General features: G+C 42.2%; 19 protein-coding genes. 4 read left to right on the forward strand and 15 right to left on the reverse strand.

The genetic code is table 11. The annotated features are described in order from the left end of the window. Positions 1-788: 788 nt before the first annotated feature. Both recN and MJ761_RS00880 read right to left on the reverse strand, forming a co-directional pair. Positions 789-2450 (reverse strand): DNA repair protein RecN, encoded by a 1662-nt coding sequence (recN, locus tag MJ761_RS00875; protein ID WP_093091139.1) that lies wholly within the window; start codon positions 2448-2450, stop codon positions 789-791. 253 nt (positions 2451-2703) lie between these two features. Further along, a complete protein-coding gene (locus tag MJ761_RS00880; protein ID WP_093091141.1) occupies positions 2704-3600 on the reverse strand; it encodes an NAD(+) kinase in 897 nt (298 codons plus the stop codon). Between the two features lie 702 nt (positions 3601-4302). Here MJ761_RS00880 and yhbY point away from each other — a divergent pair. Further along, entirely contained in the window at positions 4303-4593 is a 291-nt protein-coding gene (gene yhbY, locus MJ761_RS00885) for a ribosome assembly RNA-binding protein YhbY (protein WP_093091143.1), read from the forward strand. A gap of 88 nt (positions 4594-4681) precedes the next feature. Here the strand turns inward: yhbY and greA are convergent, their stop codons facing one another. Continuing rightward, positions 4682-5158 carry a transcription elongation factor GreA gene (greA, locus tag MJ761_RS00890; protein ID WP_037406146.1) on the reverse strand — a complete coding sequence of 159 codons (477 nt, stop codon included), beginning with the start codon at positions 5156-5158 and terminating at the stop codon, positions 4682-4684. 536 nt (positions 5159-5694) lie between these two features. Here greA and MJ761_RS00895 point away from each other — a divergent pair. After that, the gene (locus MJ761_RS00895) at positions 5695-6900 is read left to right on the forward strand and encodes an MFS transporter (RefSeq protein WP_093091145.1); all 1206 of its coding nucleotides are present in this window, start codon (positions 5695-5697) and stop codon (positions 6898-6900) included. A 402-nt stretch (positions 6901-7302) separates the two neighbouring features. Continuing rightward, positions 7303-7731: a hypothetical protein gene (locus tag MJ761_RS00900; RefSeq protein WP_093091147.1), complete on the forward strand. Its 429-nt coding sequence runs from the start codon at positions 7303-7305 to the stop codon at positions 7729-7731. A gap of 333 nt (positions 7732-8064) precedes the next feature. Here MJ761_RS00900 and MJ761_RS00905 read toward each other — a convergent pair whose 3' ends face one another. From MJ761_RS00905 to MJ761_RS00960, 12 genes are all read right to left on the reverse strand, one after another. Continuing rightward, on the reverse strand, positions 8065-8598 hold the full coding sequence (locus MJ761_RS00905) for a single-stranded DNA-binding protein (RefSeq protein ID WP_093091149.1): 534 nt from the start codon (positions 8596-8598) through the stop codon (positions 8065-8067). A gap of 78 nt (positions 8599-8676) precedes the next feature. Beyond that, positions 8677-9300 carry a lytic transglycosylase domain-containing protein gene (locus tag MJ761_RS00910; RefSeq protein ID WP_093091151.1) on the reverse strand — a complete coding sequence of 208 codons (624 nt, stop codon included), beginning with the start codon at positions 9298-9300 and terminating at the stop codon, positions 8677-8679. 230 nt (positions 9301-9530) lie between these two features. Continuing rightward, complete coding sequence (locus MJ761_RS00915; protein ID WP_093091153.1) at positions 9531-9893, reverse strand: VacJ; 363 nt, start codon at positions 9891-9893, stop codon at positions 9531-9533. Between the two features lie 73 nt (positions 9894-9966). Further along, positions 9967-10902: an MlaA family lipoprotein gene (locus tag MJ761_RS00920; RefSeq protein ID WP_093091155.1), complete on the reverse strand. Its 936-nt coding sequence runs from the start codon at positions 10900-10902 to the stop codon at positions 9967-9969. Beyond that, positions 10899-11183 (reverse strand): STAS domain-containing protein, encoded by a 285-nt coding sequence (locus tag MJ761_RS00925; protein ID WP_093091157.1) that lies wholly within the window; start codon positions 11181-11183, stop codon positions 10899-10901. Before MJ761_RS00925 ends, MJ761_RS00920 begins: the two co-directional genes overlap by 4 nt. 2 nt (positions 11184-11185) lie before the next feature. Further along, positions 11186-11788: an MlaC/ttg2D family ABC transporter substrate-binding protein gene (locus MJ761_RS00930; RefSeq protein WP_093091159.1), complete on the reverse strand. Its 603-nt coding sequence runs from the start codon at positions 11786-11788 to the stop codon at positions 11186-11188. A gap of 50 nt (positions 11789-11838) precedes the next feature. Next, positions 11839-12342, reverse strand: coding sequence for an outer membrane lipid asymmetry maintenance protein MlaD (gene mlaD / locus MJ761_RS00935; RefSeq protein ID WP_093091161.1), 504 nt, complete (start codon positions 12340-12342; stop codon positions 11839-11841). Positions 12343-12366: 24 nt separating this feature from the next. Continuing rightward, positions 12367-13143, reverse strand: coding sequence for a lipid asymmetry maintenance ABC transporter permease subunit MlaE (mlaE, locus tag MJ761_RS00940; protein ID WP_037405015.1), 777 nt, complete (start codon positions 13141-13143; stop codon positions 12367-12369). Next, entirely contained in the window at positions 13143-13943 is an 801-nt protein-coding gene (locus tag MJ761_RS00945) for an ABC transporter ATP-binding protein (RefSeq protein WP_093091342.1), read from the reverse strand. Before MJ761_RS00945 ends, mlaE begins: the two co-directional genes overlap by 1 nt. Before the next feature lie 76 nt (positions 13944-14019). Then, a complete protein-coding gene (gene pdxA / locus MJ761_RS00950) occupies positions 14020-15006 on the reverse strand; it encodes a 4-hydroxythreonine-4-phosphate dehydrogenase PdxA (protein ID WP_093091344.1) in 987 nt (328 codons plus the stop codon). Positions 15007-15134: 128 nt separating this feature from the next. After that, positions 15135-16094, reverse strand: a complete 960-nt coding sequence (locus MJ761_RS00955) for a peptidylprolyl isomerase (RefSeq protein WP_093091163.1) — start codon at positions 16092-16094, stop codon at positions 15135-15137. After that, positions 16094-18427: an LPS-assembly protein LptD gene (locus MJ761_RS00960; protein WP_093091165.1), complete on the reverse strand. Its 2334-nt coding sequence runs from the start codon at positions 18425-18427 to the stop codon at positions 16094-16096. Before MJ761_RS00960 ends, MJ761_RS00955 begins: the two co-directional genes overlap by 1 nt. Positions 18428-18486: 59 nt before the next feature. On the opposite strand from MJ761_RS00960, the gene amgK reads away from it, so the two are divergent. Next, positions 18487-19491 (forward strand): N-acetylmuramate/N-acetylglucosamine kinase AmgK, encoded by a 1005-nt coding sequence (gene amgK / locus MJ761_RS00965; protein ID WP_093091167.1) that lies wholly within the window; start codon positions 18487-18489, stop codon positions 19489-19491. Positions 19492-19511 lie beyond the last annotated feature (20 nt).

Below are 19511 nucleotides of genomic sequence, written 5' to 3' on the forward strand. Positions count from 1 at the left end.
TTTTCATTAATCTGGCTAATTCAGGCTGGTAGTCAATGCATTATAGACGGACAGCATATTTTCCAAAGTATTATTGTCTGTTAACAAAACTTGCCAGAACGATTAACCAAAAAGTTATAATACAGCAATGATATGTACCATATCATAGCAGAATTAAGTTCTATTATAGCTATCGCTCGGATTGAATAGCTTGCCTGTTGGACAGATGACCTTAAAACCCACAGGCAGACACACTAAAATTCTCAATCTTTCGATTTTTTAACTCCGCGATAATCATTCGATTGTTCTATCAAATGTATTTCCTAAAACCTCATCAGCTGCTTTATTATAGCTTAAAGCTTTATTTAAAATTTGTCTTGGCCTCCTTAGAGAAATCTAATCTTAATTAATAAGCCCCTCTCACATACCATAGCCCTTACCAATATAACAATGTAATTATCATTTTCAATGGGCAAATAATTTCTTCAAATTTCTCTACTTCTATCTAATTTTCCATAATCTAACAGTAAAAATTGACTTTTGAGATTCAAGATCAGAATCCAATCATCCTACTTAATAATTTTGTTAGAAAAATTTCCTGATGATTTTAGTATTTTATACTGATTCAGCATATTACTATCTATTTCGTATATTACATTAACTAAAAATACAATTTTTTCTTAAACCAGTTTTGCCATAGTTCACTTCACACAGCTTTATAAATCACAGCATACTAAGCGTGAGAACTGAGCAGAATTTAGCAACAAAGATAATCCTTAGCTTTACCCGATAAAACCAGCATAACAGCTTCAATCTTGCGCCAGCTCCAGCATCTCCTTGGCATGATTACGCGTAGTATCGGTAATAGTTTCACCACCAAGCATACGCGCAATCTCATCAACACGTTCAGCAGATGTTAAAACCTTTATTTCGCTGAATGTCTGCCCTTTACTGCTGTGTTTGCGTACCTGCCAATGCTGCTGTCCACAGGCAGCCACTTGTGGTAAATGGGTGACAGCCAGTATCTGACGGTTTTGTCCCAGACTGCGCAAAGCATGGCCAACAACATCGGCCACAGCCCCCCCAATACCGGTATCTACTTCATCAAAAATCAGCGTAGGTACAGCATTGTATTGACTTGTCACCATCTGCAACGCCAAACTGATACGTGCCAGTTCACCGCCGGAAGCCACTTTACTCATGGCACGTAAAGGTGTGCCCTGATTGGCCGCTACCTGATACTGTACCTGCTCCAGACCATGCAAAGAAGGTGAGGCACTTAGAAGTTCAATGTTAAAGCGTGCGCCCTGCATCGCCAGATTCTGCATGTGGGCAGTGGTTTGCTTCGCCAGCTTTTTGGCTGCCTGATGACGCTTTGCCGATAACTGCTGAGCTGCCTGCATATATTCATTTTTGCGCTCAGCTACCCGTGCATGTAATGCTTCAATATCTGCGGATGCTTCCAACTCGTTCAAGGCAGCTGCAACCTTAGCCAGTTCTTCAGGCAGCTGCGGTGGCTCCAACCGGTATTTACGCGCCACACTCATTAATTCCTGCATTCGCTGTCCCTGCTGTGCAAGCAGATTTTCATCTGTTTCAACACTGGCACTGGCTTCGCGCAGATAAGCACTGACTTCTCCCAATTCTGCTTCTACCGACTCCAATAATGTCACACTATCGGCAAAAGCAGGCGCAGCATTGGCCAGTACAGCCAGTTGCTGTCGGCAGTGATATAAACGGCTTTGCAAGCCATCATCACCATTAATTATTTCCTCCACGCTGGCTGCTGTATGCAGGATATCAGCTGCATGCACCAGTGCATCATGGCTCTGGCTAAGAGCATCCCATTCATTTTCTTGCAGATTTAATGCATTGAGTTCATCAAAGCGCCATTGCAAACGCTCACGTTCAATATTCAGGCTGTCCGCCTGAGTTTGTGCTTTTTCCAGCTCACGTTCTGCATCATGCCAGCGCTGATAAGCTTCGCGTACCTGCGCAACTTCCTTATCTGCACCTGCAAAAGCATCCAATAATACACGTTGTGCGGCTTCACTATTTAAAGAGTGATGGGCATTCTGACCATGAATATCAATCAGCAATTCGCCAATCTGGCGTAACTGACCAAGCGTTACTGCCTGATTATTGATAAAGCTGCGGCTTTTTCCTTTCACGTCAATTATGCGACGGATACTCAACTGCGTTTCGTGTTCAGCCAGCAATCCTTGTTCCTGTAATAGCACACACGCCTGCGGTACATCACCAACATCAAATAGCGCAGATAACTGTGCCTCTTTAGCGCCATGGCGAATCTGTCCGTAATCAGCCTTATCACCCAGCAACAGACCTAAAGCATCCAGTGTAATCGATTTGCCCGCACCGGTTTCCCCTGTCAGAACAGTAAACCCGCCTTGAAAACTCAGATTCAGCTCATCAACAATCACAAAGTCCCGCAAAGATAACGCCAAAAGCATAAACAGCCTTTCTGAAAGAAAGCATTAATAATTTAGACCTGATTTTAGTATTTTTTAGAAGAACAGGAAACACTTTTTTAGAAAAAACTAAAATTACCTGTAATAAATTTCGATTTTATTAATTATTACCACATTTTTCTGATTATCGTCGAGATGATACTTTTGCCTTACAACTAGAGCTGGCCTCAAAAATTCATCAAAGCAGGATTAATTTCTGATTGAGTAAATATGATTTATATCCATTACTTCCTCCTTATACCAATTGATCACCCCAATGCAGTTTCTGGCGCAAAGTTTTGTAATACTGGTAATTAATCGGATGCAGAATTCTGAGAGAATTGCGATAACGATTGATACATACCTTATCCATACTCTTCAAATCAAAAAATACCTGACCATCGAAATGAGCACGTGCGTCACTGCCTTTAGTAACCAGCACTTCAATTTCACTGGTATCATTAACAGCAATTGGTCGGTTTGACATTGATTGCGGGCAAATAGGTACCAGACTAAAAGCACGCAAAGTCGGTTGCAGAATCGGGCCACCTGCAGCCAGTGCATATGCTGTTGAGCCTGTCGGCGTAGACACAATTAAACCATCCGAACGCTGAGTGTAGACAAATTCTTTATTAATAAAAACCTCAAATTCAATCATCTGCCCCAGCGCACCACGGCTAAGCACCACATCGTTCAACGCCAGCGAATGATAAACGTCCTCACCGGCGCGTACTACCGTGGCTTCCAGCAAAATACGTTCTTCAGGCAAATATTTTCCAGTAAGCATACCGGACAGCTCAGTTATCATTTGTGCTCGAGGCACTTGTGTCAAAAAGCCCAGATGTCCCTGATGTATACCAATCAACGGTACTCGGTATGGCGCCAATTTACGAGCAACAGACAGCAATGTACCATCACCACCCAATACAATAACCAGATCACAACGCCGCCCCATATCAGATTTCCTGATGACATGACAATATTGAAGCTGCTGCGGATTAATCTGGTTATCTGCTTGCGCCTCACTATCCAGATATACCGAAAGACCTTCATTGCATAAAAAAGCAATAAGTTCATTCAATACTGCACTCATCATCGGCGTTTGTGGCCGCGTCACTATACCGATATGATTAAACTGGCTATTCCTATTCATGAAGATATTTATTCCTGACTAAGTAGCTCACTTTACTAAAGCTACAATAATTTTTGTCCTGTTATTATAAATGTTAATGCATCAACATACTTGTATTATGTAATCTTTCGCCGAAAATACAAAAATCATTTATACGAGACAAGTTAAACATTAGCCTGAAACAACAAAACAGAACAATGATTCTTTATACATTGTCCCAAACTTCTGTATAGAAAAAAGCGCATAAATAATATCCCTGAGCACAACCAGAAGTATATGCTAAAAAATATGATATCCTGCGCCACAATACCGCTACATACACGCTAATATATTGATCTTAAATAGCTTCAAGCAAAATTTAAATGCTCAAATCCAAATAAGCAACCCAGCAAATGCCATCAACCTGAAATCAATTCACCAATTAAGCGACATATTATCAAAGATTGATATATCAAATAGAAATCCCAAACAACGAATCAGTTATGCCTGATCAGCATACTTCTGCCAACCAATTCACGCCCATCATCACAACCTACCCCATAAACACGATATATGAGCTCAGATTCAATTATCCTGCGAAATACCTAATATTACGCATATTGAATAAAATAAGATTGATATTAACTATAAAAATTTATATGTCTCATTTAAAATAGCCCAATTTCAATCTAACCAGCGTATCTGCTAACCAGATAAGCAGGTTTTAACCATACGGAAACTAAAATGGCAACTGATAAACTAAACAGTAAAAATAAAATGGCATTAAAAGCACGTGCACATCAACTTCATGCCGTTGTACTAATTGGGCAACACGGACTAACTACCGAAGTAATCGCCGAAACTAACCGCAATCTTGATGCACACGAGCTGATAAAAGTACAGGTAGCTGGCGACGACCGTGCACAGCGTATTGCCATTGCTGAAGCACTGTGCACAGCAACTGGCGCAGAACTGATACAGCATATCGGCAAACAACTGGTGTTATACCGCCAGAAATCCGAAACAACTGAATAAACAAAAGCGATTCATTCCATGAATCGCTTAGTTATTTACCCCTAGTGGTTTAACCCAAGACAACAGGCAACTGATTAAAACCACCTGCCTAAATATAAAAAACCTCAAGAATTTCATATTCACGCACACCACTGGGTGCCTGAACCTCAGCCACATCGCCTTCTTCCTTGCCTATCAGCGCGCGCGCTATCGGTGAGCCAACAAAAATCTTTGCCTGTTTAATATCGGCCTCATCTTCACCAACGATCTGATAACTAACCACTTCTTCAGTTTCCAGATCCTGCATTTTCACTGTTGCCCCAAATACCACTTTACCATCAGCATTGGTTTCTTTCGGGTCAATAATGTGTGCCAGAGAAAGTTTATGCTCAATTTCAGCAATCCGGCCTTCAATAAAGCCCTGTTTTTCCTTAGCAGCTTCGTATTCTGCATTTTCCGACAAATCGCCATGTGAACGTGCCTCAGCAATAGCCTCAATCACAGCCGGACGAGCCACACTCTTGAGTTCTTGCAGTTCCTGCTTCAGCAAATCGGCACCATTTACGGTCAATGGAATTTTTTGCATCATATTTCTCCAAGATACCGAAGTCGAATGCTCCAACGGTATTTCGCATTAATAACAAAAAGCAAGCCGCCCGATTCTGGCGGCTTGCGCTGTTCCATAGATGCTATTTTAGCAGACCAGTATAAAATAGCAAAGCTTATTTCGCAGGTGTAGAAATAAGTTCTTAGCTCCTGCTTTAAGATTGGCTGATGATTTTTGCCATCATTCGATACATTTGCAGATTCCAGCACAACATCGGCTCATTGTTTGGTCTATGATTACATTATGCCAATAATATATCTAGTTCTCCTGTAATGTATGCATAAGCTATACCTAAAACCATAAATAGCTGCATCATCCACTATTATTGCGCATAATATTAAAAAATAGACAAACTGATACAGTAACATAAACATTATTCATATGATAATAAAATTATACCGATTATTTATTATATGTTTACATATTAATTATTTTGTTTACTCACATACCGAAACAGCATAGCATCAAAAAACGCATACAATTTCGTATGATATTTAAAAGAAAGCAAGACAAAAATGGATAAAAAAAATAATTATCGTTGGTTTGTACTTGCAATTGGTGTTCTGGCACAAGCAACATTTGCAATGGGTTTTGCTGGTATTCCCATCACTGGAATTTTAATGCGAGATGCTTACCATTTTTCATTATACGAGCTTAGTTTTGTTTTAGGTTCAATGGGATTAGGAGTTGCAGCTTCCGAAATAATTTGGGGGATTCTGACAGACAAATTAGGTGATAAAAAAGTTCTGATTCTCGGCTTATGGTCATCAGCCATAGTATATGCCTTAATCGCCATATCACTTACGCCAGAGGCTTCACTTGGCGGCGTTAAGTATTTACACTTGGGAGCGGCACTAGCAGTCACAGGAGCGCTCAGTGGCAGTATTAACTCATCATCTGGCAGAACAGTGATGTCATGGTTTGATGATAATGAGCGTGGATTTGCCATGAGTGTTCGCCAGACTGCAATTCCGGTTGGCGGGGCAATTGGTACAGGGCTACTGCCTTGGCTGGCCTATTCATATGGTTTTGAACTAATGTTTATTGTGCTAGCCATCGCAGGTTTCAGCGTGGGGCTAGTAGTTGTATTGTTCATTAATACCAAACACGCCGAATCAGAATATACATCTAAATCAATGCTCACTATTCCTTCACCACTGAAAAGTGTTGAAGTATGGAAGATTGTTATAGCGGCTGGTTTTCTAACAGTACCTCAAATGGCCATACTTACATTTGGCAGCATTTACATGCGCGACATCCTACATATAGGTTTGGCATCAATCTCCATTATTCTTATTGGTGTGCAGATTGGCGGCGGAATGCTCAGGATTTGGTCCGGTTACTATACTGACAAAAAAAAGAATCGCATTTCCTTACTAAAATATTACGCCATACTTGGTGGAATTGCCTCTTTGCTGCTCTGTGTAATGGTGAATAATACATATATGGGTGTTGTATTTGTTGTACTAACTGGTTTATTTGGTCATGCGTGGCATGGTATCGCTTATACCGAGGTGGCGGTGAAAGCTGGCATTGAACGGGCAGGAACAGCCCTAGGTATGGTTGGTACTACTGTATTTATCACTTCGTTTCTAACACCTATTATCATTGCCCGTATTGCCGATGGCTACGGATGGAGTGCTGTATGGGGCGCGGTAGCTATGCTGACATTTGCCACATTATTGTGTTTTATTCCATTCTCAAACAGAAGTAAATTTTAGTTTCTATCGCCCAAATCGATAAACCATTAAGCACGATGTAATGCAATAACCTTTTAATTTAATCCTTTTGTATACAAACTGAATTGCCTTATCAAATATGATTAAATAATACAGTTTAATTGTTCTTATCACGTAAGCAATATTAACCCTACTTATTGTTAAATATCCATTCAGTAAAGCGCACTTTGTTCAGGCGATTCTATAAAGCTGATTGTTGAATCTTTTTCAAAAAGTTCCAGCATACAACGATCGTGCGCTTTTATTTGCGTTAATATTGGCGACAAGCGATTCAAATCAGCGTAATGAATATAGGAAATGAATTACATAAGCGTCATTTAGATGATATTCTAAATCAGCTAAATACCATGCTCCTTAATACAACTTTTTATCTAATATAAAGTTATGAATAAAAACGTATTTATCATATTATTTATTCTGCTTCTAGCCTCGTGCAATAAAATTGAAGTAATAGAAGAGAATAATCAGGATAATCACATAATAGAGTTAAATAGATCTGATAGAGATACTATGAAAAAATTTATGAACTTTAATCAGATAGAACAAACACCTGTAGATAGTCTGATAAAAAAATACCCGCCCTTGTGGGATAAAACTTTTATTCTGGGTAAAAAAGACGGTTTTATTACCGAATTTAGAGTAGGACTATTCAAACAATTTACACAAAAGGAAATAAGGAGCAGAGATATAAAAATTAGGGAAGTAACTTGGGCTAGCAGTGATGAAGAAAACCTCACTGTTTGGTTTGAAGAAAAAGACCACAAATGGATTCCTGTTGAACATTTAATCTGGGATAAAAATGCTGAGTTTTAATGTTTACTTTAGCAATCAAATATTTCTCCTATAGGTGGCTGTACTATTTTAGAAAGTAGTTACATATTAGACACAATTAGCCTAATCAAGATGCAGGTTTTAACGTATAAAAATATGGCATAGTTACCAGTAAATGAGATTAAAACCAACTATTATGCTGATTAATCACAATTCGGTTTACTCAATCTGCACTAAATAGGTTGTTTGAGTATTAGTGTCTTCCCTCATTAAATAAAACGCCCTTCAAATATACATCTGAAAGGCGAAAATTACCAAAAATCAATTTATCCAGCTAATTCAGTCATGAATTGGTTTTTAATCAATTTTGGATGATTAAAAAGGAATATCGTCATCAATATCATCCACCGGCGCCGGAGTTGGTGCTGGTCGTGGTGCCTGCCGACGTGGTGCTGCCGGTGGTGGACTGGAAGCAGCAGGCGCAGCATCATAACCGCCCTGGCTATAGTTATTGCCGCCCTGAGCATAATCAGCACCGCCACCGGCCTGATCATAGCCACCACCAGCGCTGGCGCCATCATTACGGCTGCCCAGCATTTTCATTTCATTGCCGATGATGTCGTAAGCTGTTCGTTCAATACCATCTTTGCCACTGTATTTACGGCTTTGAATACGGCCTTCAATATACACCTGACTACCTTTACGCAGATACTGGCTGGCTATTTCACCCAGCTTGCCAAACAGTGTAATGTTGTGCCATTCAGTACGGGTCTGGCGTTCGCCATTGCGGTCACGCCATTGTTCATCAGTAGCGATAGAAAAATTGGTTACTGCATCGCCGCTAGGCATATATCGCGTTTCCGGATCTCGCCCCAAACGCCCAACCAGGATGACTTTATTAACAGACATGGTGGTTTCCTAATAATGAATACAGGTAATCTTCGCAGACAACCCATGTTGATAAGATTTTTTGTTACAGAATGCTTGTTATGCCCATTGCCAGTGCCGCTGCCAGGCACCAATAACAGCATTTGAATAAGTAGTACGACCCAAACTGCCATTATAACGCGCCAGTGCTCTTGCCATATTACCATTCTCTCGATTTCGATAATAACGCAGAATGGTGCAACCATAGCGTAAGTTAGTGCGAATATCGAATAAGTTATGTTCTGGACGACCTATCTGCTTTACCCAGAAAGGCATTACCTGCATCAGCCCGCGAGCACCTACACCAGAAATAGCATACTGGCGAAAACGGCTTTCTACTTCAATTAAACCAAGTATCACCTGTGTATCCAGACCGGCACGCATCGCTTCATACTGGATATTGGTAAGTAGCCGTTTACGCGCATACTCATCTGGAACATATGGCGTAAGCCGTGTTGACATGGCATTTAACCAGCGGCTGGCTTCTGCAGGTGAAGCAAAAATCAACCGTGGTGGATTGGCATTATTGACAGCATTGCGCATAATGGAAGTCACGTCATCAGAAAGCGTTTCTTCACGTTGTGCTCCAGCCAGTGCCATCCGTGGCATGGCTACACCAAGCATGGCCGCGCTGCCTGCCAATAATAACCGACGTCGCGATACAGTCTTACTTCTGTACTGCATATGAGTTAATTCCAGTTGTGTACAACATATAAACTAAGTTAAAAGTTGATTGATTGTATACAATTGTAATGGATTATTTTAAATCAGGTTAGCAAGATTAAAGATTTTGCAATTAATTTATAGTTTAACAGGGTGATTTTAATACAGAATAATAAATGTCACAGAATAGCTTTTAATATAAAAAAGCCGATGTTTAACATTGGCTTTTTTACATAAGCAATAATACTGATTTAATTCAGAGCAATAGGTACGAATGTTTCGCGTGCCAGTTCCTCCTGCGCCAGATCGGTTACTACTGTTGAAATCTGTACCCCAAACCAATCCTTAAAATTATCAAAGCTTAAAGTTGGCCATAAGCTTTCATCCTCGCACCAGTCAGCCAGTTCAGCAGCAAAAATATCCTGATAACGCTGCTCAACTTCAGTCCATAAATCATTAGCATCCTCATGAGCAGAAGTCAGATAGGCATTGGCATCCTGCTGTAAAACCTCCAATGATAACTCTTCCAGATCAATATCTGGCAGGTTTTGTAACCATGCCCAGAATGGTTCAAGCGGAACGAGCAAAAATACACTGCGGTTTACTTCATACATAATTGCATCCCTGTGGTAATACGACCAGATTTTCAGTTACAAGTTTAAATTCTGGCAATGCCCATATTTGTGCTTAGTGCACATTCCAGTAAGGCTGGTTGACTGAGGCTGTATCAGCAGGTGCTGTAGTAGTACCGGCAACATATTCAGCAGAAGATACTGGCTCAGTTTTTACATGCTTGCTGTTGGTAGATGGTACAGAGGTCTTGATTGCTGCATCAGCAGGTTTATCTGCTGTAGCTGATGCTGGCTGTGTATGGGTGCTATTACCACCATCTGGTGTCACCAGATTGTCGATATCGTCGTCATCGTCCTCATCTTCAGCAGGAAATAATGTACCTCCAACCTGTTGATTACGCAGTCTCATATACATATCACGCATATAAGTATAGCGATCCAGCGCTGCATCATTCAAGCTATCGGTTACATCCAGCAAAGCCTCACGAGTAGCAACTCCATTTAAGCCGGTAACACTCCAGCGTACAGTGTTATCCTTGAAAATAGCATTTTCTACTGGAAATGCATCAGTGATGGTGCTACCAATACTGTCACGTACGGTTGATGGACCCAAAATCGGATAAACAAAGTAATGACTGTTTTTCCAGCCCCATGAGGCAAAGGTGTCACCAAGTGTATTTTTATTATTCGGAATCTGGCCCGCATCAGCAATATTCAGTAAACCGCCCAAACCAAAGGTGGTATTGATGCCTACGCGTACAAAATCTGTACTAGCCTTCTCAATATCCAGCCGCAACAGATTACTGCCGAAACTGACTACATCGCGTAGATTATTGAAAAAGTTGTTTACTCCGGTACGTACAGGTGACGGTGTTACTTTACGATAACCACGAGCTACCGGTGTCATGATGTAACGATCCAAATGATCATTAATATTAAACATTACCCGGTTATATCCTTCATAGGGGTCTTTATAGGCCTGCTCTTCAGCCCAACCCGCCTGACTCAGAAATAATAGCAGTGTGGCTGCCAGCAACTTTTTCTTACTCATTGTAAAGATTCCTCTACACCATAGAGTGCCATTAGGGTAATCAGTCCTGATGGCACGCCAGTGATGTGCAACATAAATTTCTGTCTGTGTGCCAATCGCTTTGCGGCAATTAGTAAAGCCACACATGCTGAATCAGCTTCAGTGACGCCACTAACATCTATTTTTTCAATGCCTTCATTCTGAATACAATTGCAGAATCGCTTGTAATCGCTCTCCCCTACTGTACTCATGGTTATCTTGTCATGAAGCATCAGGGTTTTACCCTGCACAGTGGTCTGCACGGTTAATTACCGTTTTTCGCATGCAGATCAGCTATCAGTCCATCAATCCCTTTTTGGCTAATAGTCTGGTTGAATTGGTTACGGTAAACAGTCACTAAGCTAGCACCTTCTACCGTGACATTATAAATACGGTAAATATTTCCTGATTGATAGGTAGCATAATCCATACGTACTGGTTTACTGCCTGGTGCAGTAACATCGACACGTATAGTTACTTCACGCCCGTTTTTTGTCACTATCGGGTTATTGTTTACGTTGGCCTGTGCATTTTTAAATTTTAGCATTGTGCCGGAATAGGTTCGAATCAATAATGTCTTAAATTCTTGTGTCAAGGCCTGCTTCTGCGCAGGTGTTGCTCCCCGCCATGGAGCGCCTACAGCCAAAGCGGTCATACGTTCGAAATCGAAATATGGTGTTGCATAATTTTCTGCTTGTCTGCGCACTTGGTTATCATTACCGCCATTAGCAGCCCTGAGAATATTCAATACCTGATCGGCATTATTTTTAAGCTGAGTCACAGCCTGCTGTGGTGTCGCACATGCAATGCTGATACTCATAATACCAATACTTAATGCTCCTAATAGAGCTGATTTATTTAATTTCATAATTTTATCCTTCAAATTAAGAATACTTATTTTTCTCTAAATATTACTGCTTAATTACTCGCAGCAGTACTATTTGTTTTATTATCACTCTTGGCGTTACCTTCAGCAAAATTAGTCATGAATTTACCGATTAGTTGTTCCAGTACTAAAGCTGAACCAGTAAGATAAATTTCACTTCCATCAGTAAGATTATCCGGATCACCGCCCGGAGACAATCCGATATATTGATCACCCAACAATCCAGAAGTCAGAATTTGTGCAGAAGTATCCGTGCTTAATTGATATTTCTTATCAATTTTTAAAGTAACTTTTGCCTGATAATCTTTGGTATCAAGCACAATTTTATCCACTCTTCCTATAACCACACCGGCTATTTTGACAGGAGCCTGAGCTTTCAGCCCGCCAATATCATTAAATGATGCAGTTACAGTATAGCTAGGTTGTGCAGAACCGATACCATTACCACCAGCCACGCGAAAAGACAAAAATAGGATCGCCACTATGCCTATTAGAACGAATAGACCAACCAGCATTTCCAGACTGTTTTTTTTCATATCATTACCCTGTTAATCTGTATCTTATTTGGTAAACATCAGAGCTGTCAGCATAAAATCCACTGCCAGAATGGTCAGAGAACTGGATACTACGGTACGTGTATTAGCGCGCAAGATACCTTCTGAAGTAGGCTTTGCATAAAAACCCTGATAAACCGCGATTAGTGTGACAACTACACCAAACACAAGTGACTTGATCAGGCCGTTCACTACATCGTAATAAAAATCCAGATTGTTCTGCATTTGCCCCCAGAACACACCGTTGTCCATACCAAAATAGTTTACGCCAATCTGATAAGCGCCATATACACCAGCTACATTGAATATTGAAGCCAGCAAAGGCATGGAAAGCACACCGGCCCAGAAGCGCGGTGCCACTACCCGTGCCACCGGATCAATAGCCATAACATTCATTGCTTCCAGCTGCTCTGTGGTTTTCATCAGACCAATTTCACTGGTCATTGCACCACCGGCACTACTGGCAAACAGGATTGCTGCAAGCACTGGACCCAGTTCCCGCAGCATGGCTGCTGCCACCATATAACCAAGGATATCAGCCGACTTGAATTTAGCCAGCTGCGTATAAGCCTGTAAGCCCAGTACCATACCGACAAATAACCCTGATACGGCAATAATTATGATGGAGAGAACACCGGAAAAATACATTTGCCGAATCATGAGGCTCGGACGGCGTAATACTGTTCCACTACGCATCAGGACGGCAAACAGGAACAGTACGGCACGCCCCAGATGCTGGACAAAACTCAGGGTTTTTGCACCCAGTTGCTCGATTGCTTTCATCACGCGATATCTAAATCCTGTTGTAAGGTTGTGGTTGCCGGATAGCGAAATGCTACAGGCCCGTCAGCCAGTCCATGAATAAACTGATTTACCCATGGTGAATCCAGCTTACTCATTGCATGCGGAGAACCTGAAAAAATTATTTCTCCATGTGCCAGAAATACTACATGACTGGCAATATCCAGTGATTGCTGAATATCGTGTGTCACCATGACACTAGTGGTTTGCAAAGCCTTATTGATTTTACTTACCAAACTGGCTATTACGCCAAGTGAAATCGGATCCAGCCCTGTAAATGGTTCATCATATAACAATAGTGCCGGATCCAATGCGATTGTGCGCGCCAATGCCACCCGGCGAGACATGCCGCCGGAAAGCTCGGATGGCATTAAATGTTCTACTCCGCGCAAGCCTACTGCATTCAGCTTCATGATCACCAGATCATGAATCATAGTTTCCGGCAAATCGGTGTGCTCACGCATCGGATAGGCTACATTATCGAAAACAGACAGATCCGTAAATAGAGCACCAAACTGAAACAGCACGCCCATGTTGCGGCGGTGGTGATACAGTTCTTCACGATTAAATTTGGCAATATCGCGGCCATTAATCAACACTTGTCCCTGCTGTGCGGTAACCTGGCCAGTAATTAAGCGCAACAGTGTGGTTTTACCACTACCGGAACTACCCATAATAGCGGTGAAGCTACCTTGTTCCAGTTTAAAATTAATGTTTTTCAAAATGGTGCGATCGCCATAGGCGAAAGCCACATCTTTCATTTCAATAAACGGCGTAGCCATATTCAGATTTCCCATGCCGTATAGCAATTTAGATTTTATGATGTCTGCTGGTATTTATCAAATACAGGTGTATGCACTAATTAGGCTTCCAGTACTGGCTCATTTCAACCGCGGTATTAATGGCAGCAAACAGGCTGCTACTGGTAGCTTTGCCTGTAGCTGCAAGATCCAGTGCCGTACCATGATCCACTGAAGTACGGATAAAAGGCAGTCCGAGAGTAATATTTACTCCCTCACCAAAACTTGCATATTTTAATACTGGTAAACCTTGATCATGATACATCGCCAGAACTGCATCAGCCTGTTCAAGCATAAAAGGCTGAAATAACGTATCTGCCGGAAATGGCCCGGTGATTTTCATACCTTGCTGCTGTAACTGGCCAATTACCGGCATAATAATATTGTTTTCCTCATGCCCCAGATGGCCACCCTCACCAGCATGAGGATTAAGTCCCGCAACCACAATACGTGGCTGTAGCAAGCCAAATTTTTGCTGTAAATCAAGATGCAGAATAGTTAATATTTCTGTTAGTAGTTCTGCTGTCAGAGTATCGGCTACATTTCGCAGCGGTAAATGAGTAGTAGCCAAAGCCACTTTCAGGCCACCACCAGCAAGCATCATCACTACCCGTGGCGTTGCACTTTTGGCCGCCAGATATTCTGTATGACCACTAAACTGGATACCACTATCGTTGATAATTCCTTTATGTACCGGAGCTGTCACCATAGCTGCAAACTCATTTTGCTGAATGCCAATGTGGGCTCTGTCCAGAAGTTGCAATACATAAGCAGCATTGTGCACGTTTAATATTCCTGCTTGTGCCGGTACCTGCAGCGGAGTGTGGCACACTTCCAGTATTCCGGGTGCAGATTTACCATCTGGCCGATACGGCTGGATGATTATATTCTTTCCCAGTAATGCTGCCCGCTGCTGCAATAGCTGCATATCCCCAAGTACGACTATGCGTCCCGGTAAATCACCGGCAGCCAGATCCAAGCAAATATCGGGACCAATACCAGCTGGTTCACCACTGGTAACAGCAATAACCGGCTGGTTATTCATGTGACTCATATTAACATTCTGATTGCATTAAATACTGACGCATCAATAGAAGTAGAGTTTACAGCCAGCATGTCAAAAGACAGTTGCTGATGGCTGCAAACTGGGTGGATTAGCCTGCATCAGAAATATTAATCCAGAGGACGAATATTGATATAAGCCTGATCATGCAGCTGTTTCAGGAAATTCTGTAATAAAATTCCACGTTTTTCCTGTACCAGCACTGCACGCATACCATTACGCTGACGTTCTGAAGGGCTATCATTGCTTCTCACGTCTACCAGACGTATTACATGCCAGCCAAACTGGGTACGCACTGGCAAGGATATCTGCCCGGGTCGCAATGTTTTTACAGCTGCTTCAAATGGCGGTACGGTTTCACCGTCAATAATCCAGCCCAGATCACCACCATTTTGTGCACTGCCATCCTGTGAATACTGTCGTGCCAGTTGTTCAAATGAAGCACCGGAACGCGCCTGCTGGGCAATCTGCTCAATCAGCTTACGCGTGATATCATTATCATTTTTCAACAGAATATGTTGTACATGATAAGAATAGGCTGTCACTGGTGGCGGCAATTGCCGGCCTTCCTGCTGTGCCCGGGCAATGGCATCGTCAACTTCGGCATCACTTACCTGACTCTTACCCATGACTTCACTTTGTTCGATTTTCTGTGCCAGCAGGTTTTCAGTCATAGTACGACGTAACTGGTTTTCGTTAATACCTTCTTTTGCAATGCGCTGAATCAGCTCTTTAACACTCATGTGTCGTTGTGCTGCAAACTGTTCAATAGCTTCATTTATATCAGCATTACTCAGACGGATATTGGCACGTTTGGCCGCTTGTATCAGTAAATCTTTACGTATCAGCTGTGCCAGTGCCTGCTGCTGCAAATCTGCAGTATTAATGTTTTGGCCTTTTGGCAACTGTGAACGCATCTGGGCAGTAACCAGATCCAGCTCCTGCCGTGTAATCACATCATCGTTGACAACAGCGACAATGTTATCCACTGGTTTAATATCCAGAGCCTGTGCTGAAGGTAAGGCGAGAGCCAGCAGGCTTGCTGTCAGCCAGAAATGTGTGCGCTTCATTAGTGTTTTACCTCATAAGTATTGCTGTAACCGGGGATTTGAGAACTGAGCTGATTGAGTGGTCCGTTACCTACTCCAGTCAAGTCACGCAGCTGTAATTGAAATAATACGGCAGTTTTGCGATTTTTGTAGTCATCAGTATAACGTGTTCCTACTAGACCAGCGCTCCAGCAGTGACATGGGCTCTGATATTCAAAACCTACTGTCTGACTTAGTGTAGTACTGTGCGTAAAATCATAATTTTGCCGCGCAACCAGATAGTAATTGCGCGTTAGAGGCCACTGCACACCTACATCAATTGCACGCATTTTGCCATAAACATCGTCATATAAATTTTCGTCACGGCCATATTTATAGCGTACGCTTACTGTCTTACCCGGCTTTGGCGTGTAGCGGATACCAAAGTTATAACTTTCAGATGTCTTCAAATCCTGATTATAATGCCATTTAGATTCAGCAGTAATGTGATTACTCAAGGCTGCACGACCAAAAGCAACTATATCTGAGCGTTTACGTTCTTTATTTTTTGGGGTGTTGTCATTCAATTTAACATTATCATCACGGAAATAAAAACGCTGGCCAATACCGGCCGCAAAGCGCTCTATACCACTAGTACTATCATAAATGCGTGATTGCAGTGCAGTAGTCAGAAAGTTGGCTGCATTGATTCTATCCTGACCGGAATAACGATTTTCACGAAAGAGCTGATCGTAAGTAAAGCTGTTTTCTGCGGTATCAAACAGCGGTATATCATCCTGGTTCCGTCTCGGAATGTAGGTATAAAACAAGCGTGGTTCTAGCGTCTGGATAAAACCTTTATGCAAATGGCGAGTTTCCCACAAACGTTCAAACGTGATACCTGAGTCTACGCTGAATAATGGCACTACCCGATCCATATTGCGGCTATTCTGATTATTCTGCTTACTTATATCATAATGAGTGGCATGAAAACTCAGTTTCGGCCGAATATAGCCCCAGTTATTGGCATAATCTGCCGTAAAGGTTGGTAATAATAACAAACGGGTGCCATTAGGATATTTATACATCCAATCTTTATGTCCAGTTTGTCGACCTTCAAAGCGGGTTGCCTCTGCATACACATTAACCGCATAATGATTACCAAAATAACGATTCCAGGTAGCAGACAAGCGTGGTAACCGTGAATAAGGCTGATCTTTATAGCCGCTGGTAGAAGCCAGAGTCTGATACTTCTGTACCATTAAATTACTATCAAAGGTTCCACCCCATAAATCCTGATGGTAATTCAGCCATGCCTGCCGGTTAAGGTTGACACTGCCACTGTCTCCATTCCAGAAATCACGGCGATAGTCATCATCTGAAACCTGATGGTAATCAATACCTCCCGTTAATCCCTTTGCCAGTTGCTGGGTATGGGTAAAATCGATTTCTGCACGATTCTTGTGACTGCTTTTCTGATCATTAGGTACCCAGTCGGCACTGAGCTGTCCCTGATATTTAGGTTGAAGATAGCGAAAATCACCCCCCAGCTGTATACCACGGCTGCTGATAAAATGTGGGCGAATAGTCGCATCATAGTTGGGCGCCAGATTCAGATAGTAAGGAGTCATTAACTCAAAACCATCAGACCCTCCCTTGATTGTAGGCGCCAGAAAACCGCTTTTACGGCTGCCGTTTAACGGGAAATCAATCCATGGAGTATAAAACAGTGGTACCCCGCCAAACACCAGCGTTGCATTACGCGCTACACCAACATTTTTATCATAATCCAGATCAATACTGCCGGAACGGATATACCAGCTGTCGTCCCCCGGATTACAGGTATTGAATTTGGCACTTTGCAGACGGTAGCGATTTTTACCGCCCATCTGTATCTCATCACCAACTCCCTGTAGGCGCCGGTTATCCTTTTCCATCTCAAAACGTCCGGCATCACCTACACCAGTACTTTTAGCCATGTCATAGGTCACATGTTCACCGGTAACACGTCCCTGACCATTATCCAGCGTAAAGTGATCACCAGCTTTAATAATCTGGGTCTGCTGATCATAATCAGCCCAGTCTGAATTCAGAGTAACGTCATTACGTTCAATAATGACATTGCCTTTGGCATGAACCTGAACCTGTGACTGCCCGTTAACATCATCAGCCACAAGCCGTGTAACATCGGTACCGAGGTTAGTTTCACCACTGCTCTGCACTGGTTTGACAAAATGTTGCGGACGCTGTGGTGCCGTACAGACATTGCCTTCTCCCATAGACAGAGGAGAGGCAGCAATAGCTAGCCCGGGTAAGGTACAAAAAACCGTAGTTAATGCCAAAACCAATGGTTTGGGAGAGAATAAGTAGGACAATGTATCACCTTAACGGCTTTGCCAGTTAAAATAGCGTTTATTTTAACCTGAAAAATGTCATGCAACGAGAATCCGCACTAAAAAAATGGTTACATACCTGCTATCCACAACAGGATTTTGTTTTAAGCTTCGCTGCTGCCGATGCTGATTTCCGGCGTTATTTCCGGGCTGAGTTTCATGATGGACAGACAGTAATCTGTATGGACGCGCCTCCAGATAAAATGAGCATCCAGCCTTATATGAAAGTACAGAAGCTTTTTCAAGCCATCAATGTTCCAGAAATTTATCACGCAGATGAACAACTGGGATTCATGACTCTGCAAGACTTTGGCAATACGCCCTATCTGGCTGCACTGCAACAGGATAAACGTATTGAAGTACACAAAGTATTATTGCTAGAAGCGATTGATGAACTCATCAAACTGCAAACAGCCAGTCTTCCTGATCAGCTTCCGGTCTATGATGAAGCTGTATTAAAGCGTGAAATGCAACTTTTTCCTGAATGGTACGTACAAAAAGAGCTGGGTTTGTCTTTGACAGAAAAGCAGCAACAACTGTGGCAGCAGAGCCTAGCTGCCATTCTACCTGTTATTCTCGCACAGCCACAGGTTTATGTGCATCGCGATTACATAGTACGCAATATCATGCTCACCCATAACCGCCCCGGTATTCTGGATTTTCAGGATGCATTATATGGCCCAATTACTTATGATTTGGTATCGTTATTACGTGATGCCTTTATTGAATGGGATGAAGAATTTATCCTTGATATTGCCATTCGTTACTGGGAAAAAGCACGGGCTGCCGGGCTGCCAGTACGTACTGATTTTGATCAGTTTTATCGTGATTTTGAATGGATGGGCGTGCAACGCCATCTGAAAGTAGCCGGTATCTTTGCCCGCCTGTATTATCGTGATGGTAAAGACAAATATCGTGGTGAAATCCATCGTTTCCTGAAATACTTGCGTAAGACCAGCCGCCGTTATCATGAATTGCGCCCATTACTGCAATTAATCACCGAGCTGATAGGAGCGGAAGAAGTTCAGACCGGTTACACTTTCTGAAATAATCAACCACATCTGAA

Source organism: Snodgrassella communis, from assembly GCF_914768045.1.
Lineage (GTDB): Bacteria > Pseudomonadota > Gammaproteobacteria > Burkholderiales > Neisseriaceae > Snodgrassella > Snodgrassella communis.

Excerpts from the sequence above, each read along its gene's own strand:
- recN (WP_093091139.1), bottom strand. The coding sequence starts at position 2,450 with ATGCTTTTGGCGTTATCTTTGCGGGACTTTGTGATTGTTGATGAGCTG.
- MJ761_RS00880 (WP_093091141.1), bottom strand. The coding sequence starts at position 3,600 with ATGAATAGGAATAGCCAGTTTAATCATATCGGTATAGTGACGCGGCCA.
- yhbY (WP_093091143.1), top strand. The coding sequence starts at position 4,303 with ATGGCAACTGATAAACTAAACAGTAAAAATAAAATGGCATTAAAAGCA.
- greA (WP_037406146.1), bottom strand. The coding sequence starts at position 5,158 with ATGCAAAAAATTCCATTGACCGTAAATGGTGCCGATTTGCTGAAGCAG.
- MJ761_RS00895 (WP_093091145.1), top strand. The coding sequence starts at position 5,695 with ATGGATAAAAAAAATAATTATCGTTGGTTTGTACTTGCAATTGGTGTT.
- MJ761_RS00900 (WP_093091147.1), top strand. The coding sequence starts at position 7,303 with ATGAATAAAAACGTATTTATCATATTATTTATTCTGCTTCTAGCCTCG.
- MJ761_RS00905 (WP_093091149.1), bottom strand. The coding sequence starts at position 8,598 with ATGTCTGTTAATAAAGTCATCCTGGTTGGGCGTTTGGGGCGAGATCCG.
- MJ761_RS00910 (WP_093091151.1), bottom strand. The coding sequence starts at position 9,300 with ATGCAGTACAGAAGTAAGACTGTATCGCGACGTCGGTTATTATTGGCA.
- MJ761_RS00915 (WP_093091153.1), bottom strand. The coding sequence starts at position 9,893 with ATGTATGAAGTAAACCGCAGTGTATTTTTGCTCGTTCCGCTTGAACCA.
- MJ761_RS00920 (WP_093091155.1), bottom strand. The coding sequence starts at position 10,902 with ATGAGTAAGAAAAAGTTGCTGGCAGCCACACTGCTATTATTTCTGAGT.
- MJ761_RS00930 (WP_093091159.1), bottom strand. The coding sequence starts at position 11,788 with ATGAAATTAAATAAATCAGCTCTATTAGGAGCATTAAGTATTGGTATT.
- mlaD (WP_093091161.1), bottom strand. The coding sequence starts at position 12,342 with ATGAAAAAAAACAGTCTGGAAATGCTGGTTGGTCTATTCGTTCTAATA.
- mlaE (WP_037405015.1), bottom strand. The coding sequence starts at position 13,143 with ATGAAAGCAATCGAGCAACTGGGTGCAAAAACCCTGAGTTTTGTCCAG.
- MJ761_RS00945 (WP_093091342.1), bottom strand. The coding sequence starts at position 13,943 with ATGGCTACGCCGTTTATTGAAATGAAAGATGTGGCTTTCGCCTATGGC.
- pdxA (WP_093091344.1), bottom strand. The coding sequence starts at position 15,006 with ATGAATAACCAGCCGGTTATTGCTGTTACCAGTGGTGAACCAGCTGGT.
- MJ761_RS00955 (WP_093091163.1), bottom strand. The coding sequence starts at position 16,094 with ATGAAGCGCACACATTTCTGGCTGACAGCAAGCCTGCTGGCTCTCGCC.
- amgK (WP_093091167.1), top strand. The coding sequence starts at position 18,487 with ATGCAACGAGAATCCGCACTAAAAAAATGGTTACATACCTGCTATCCA.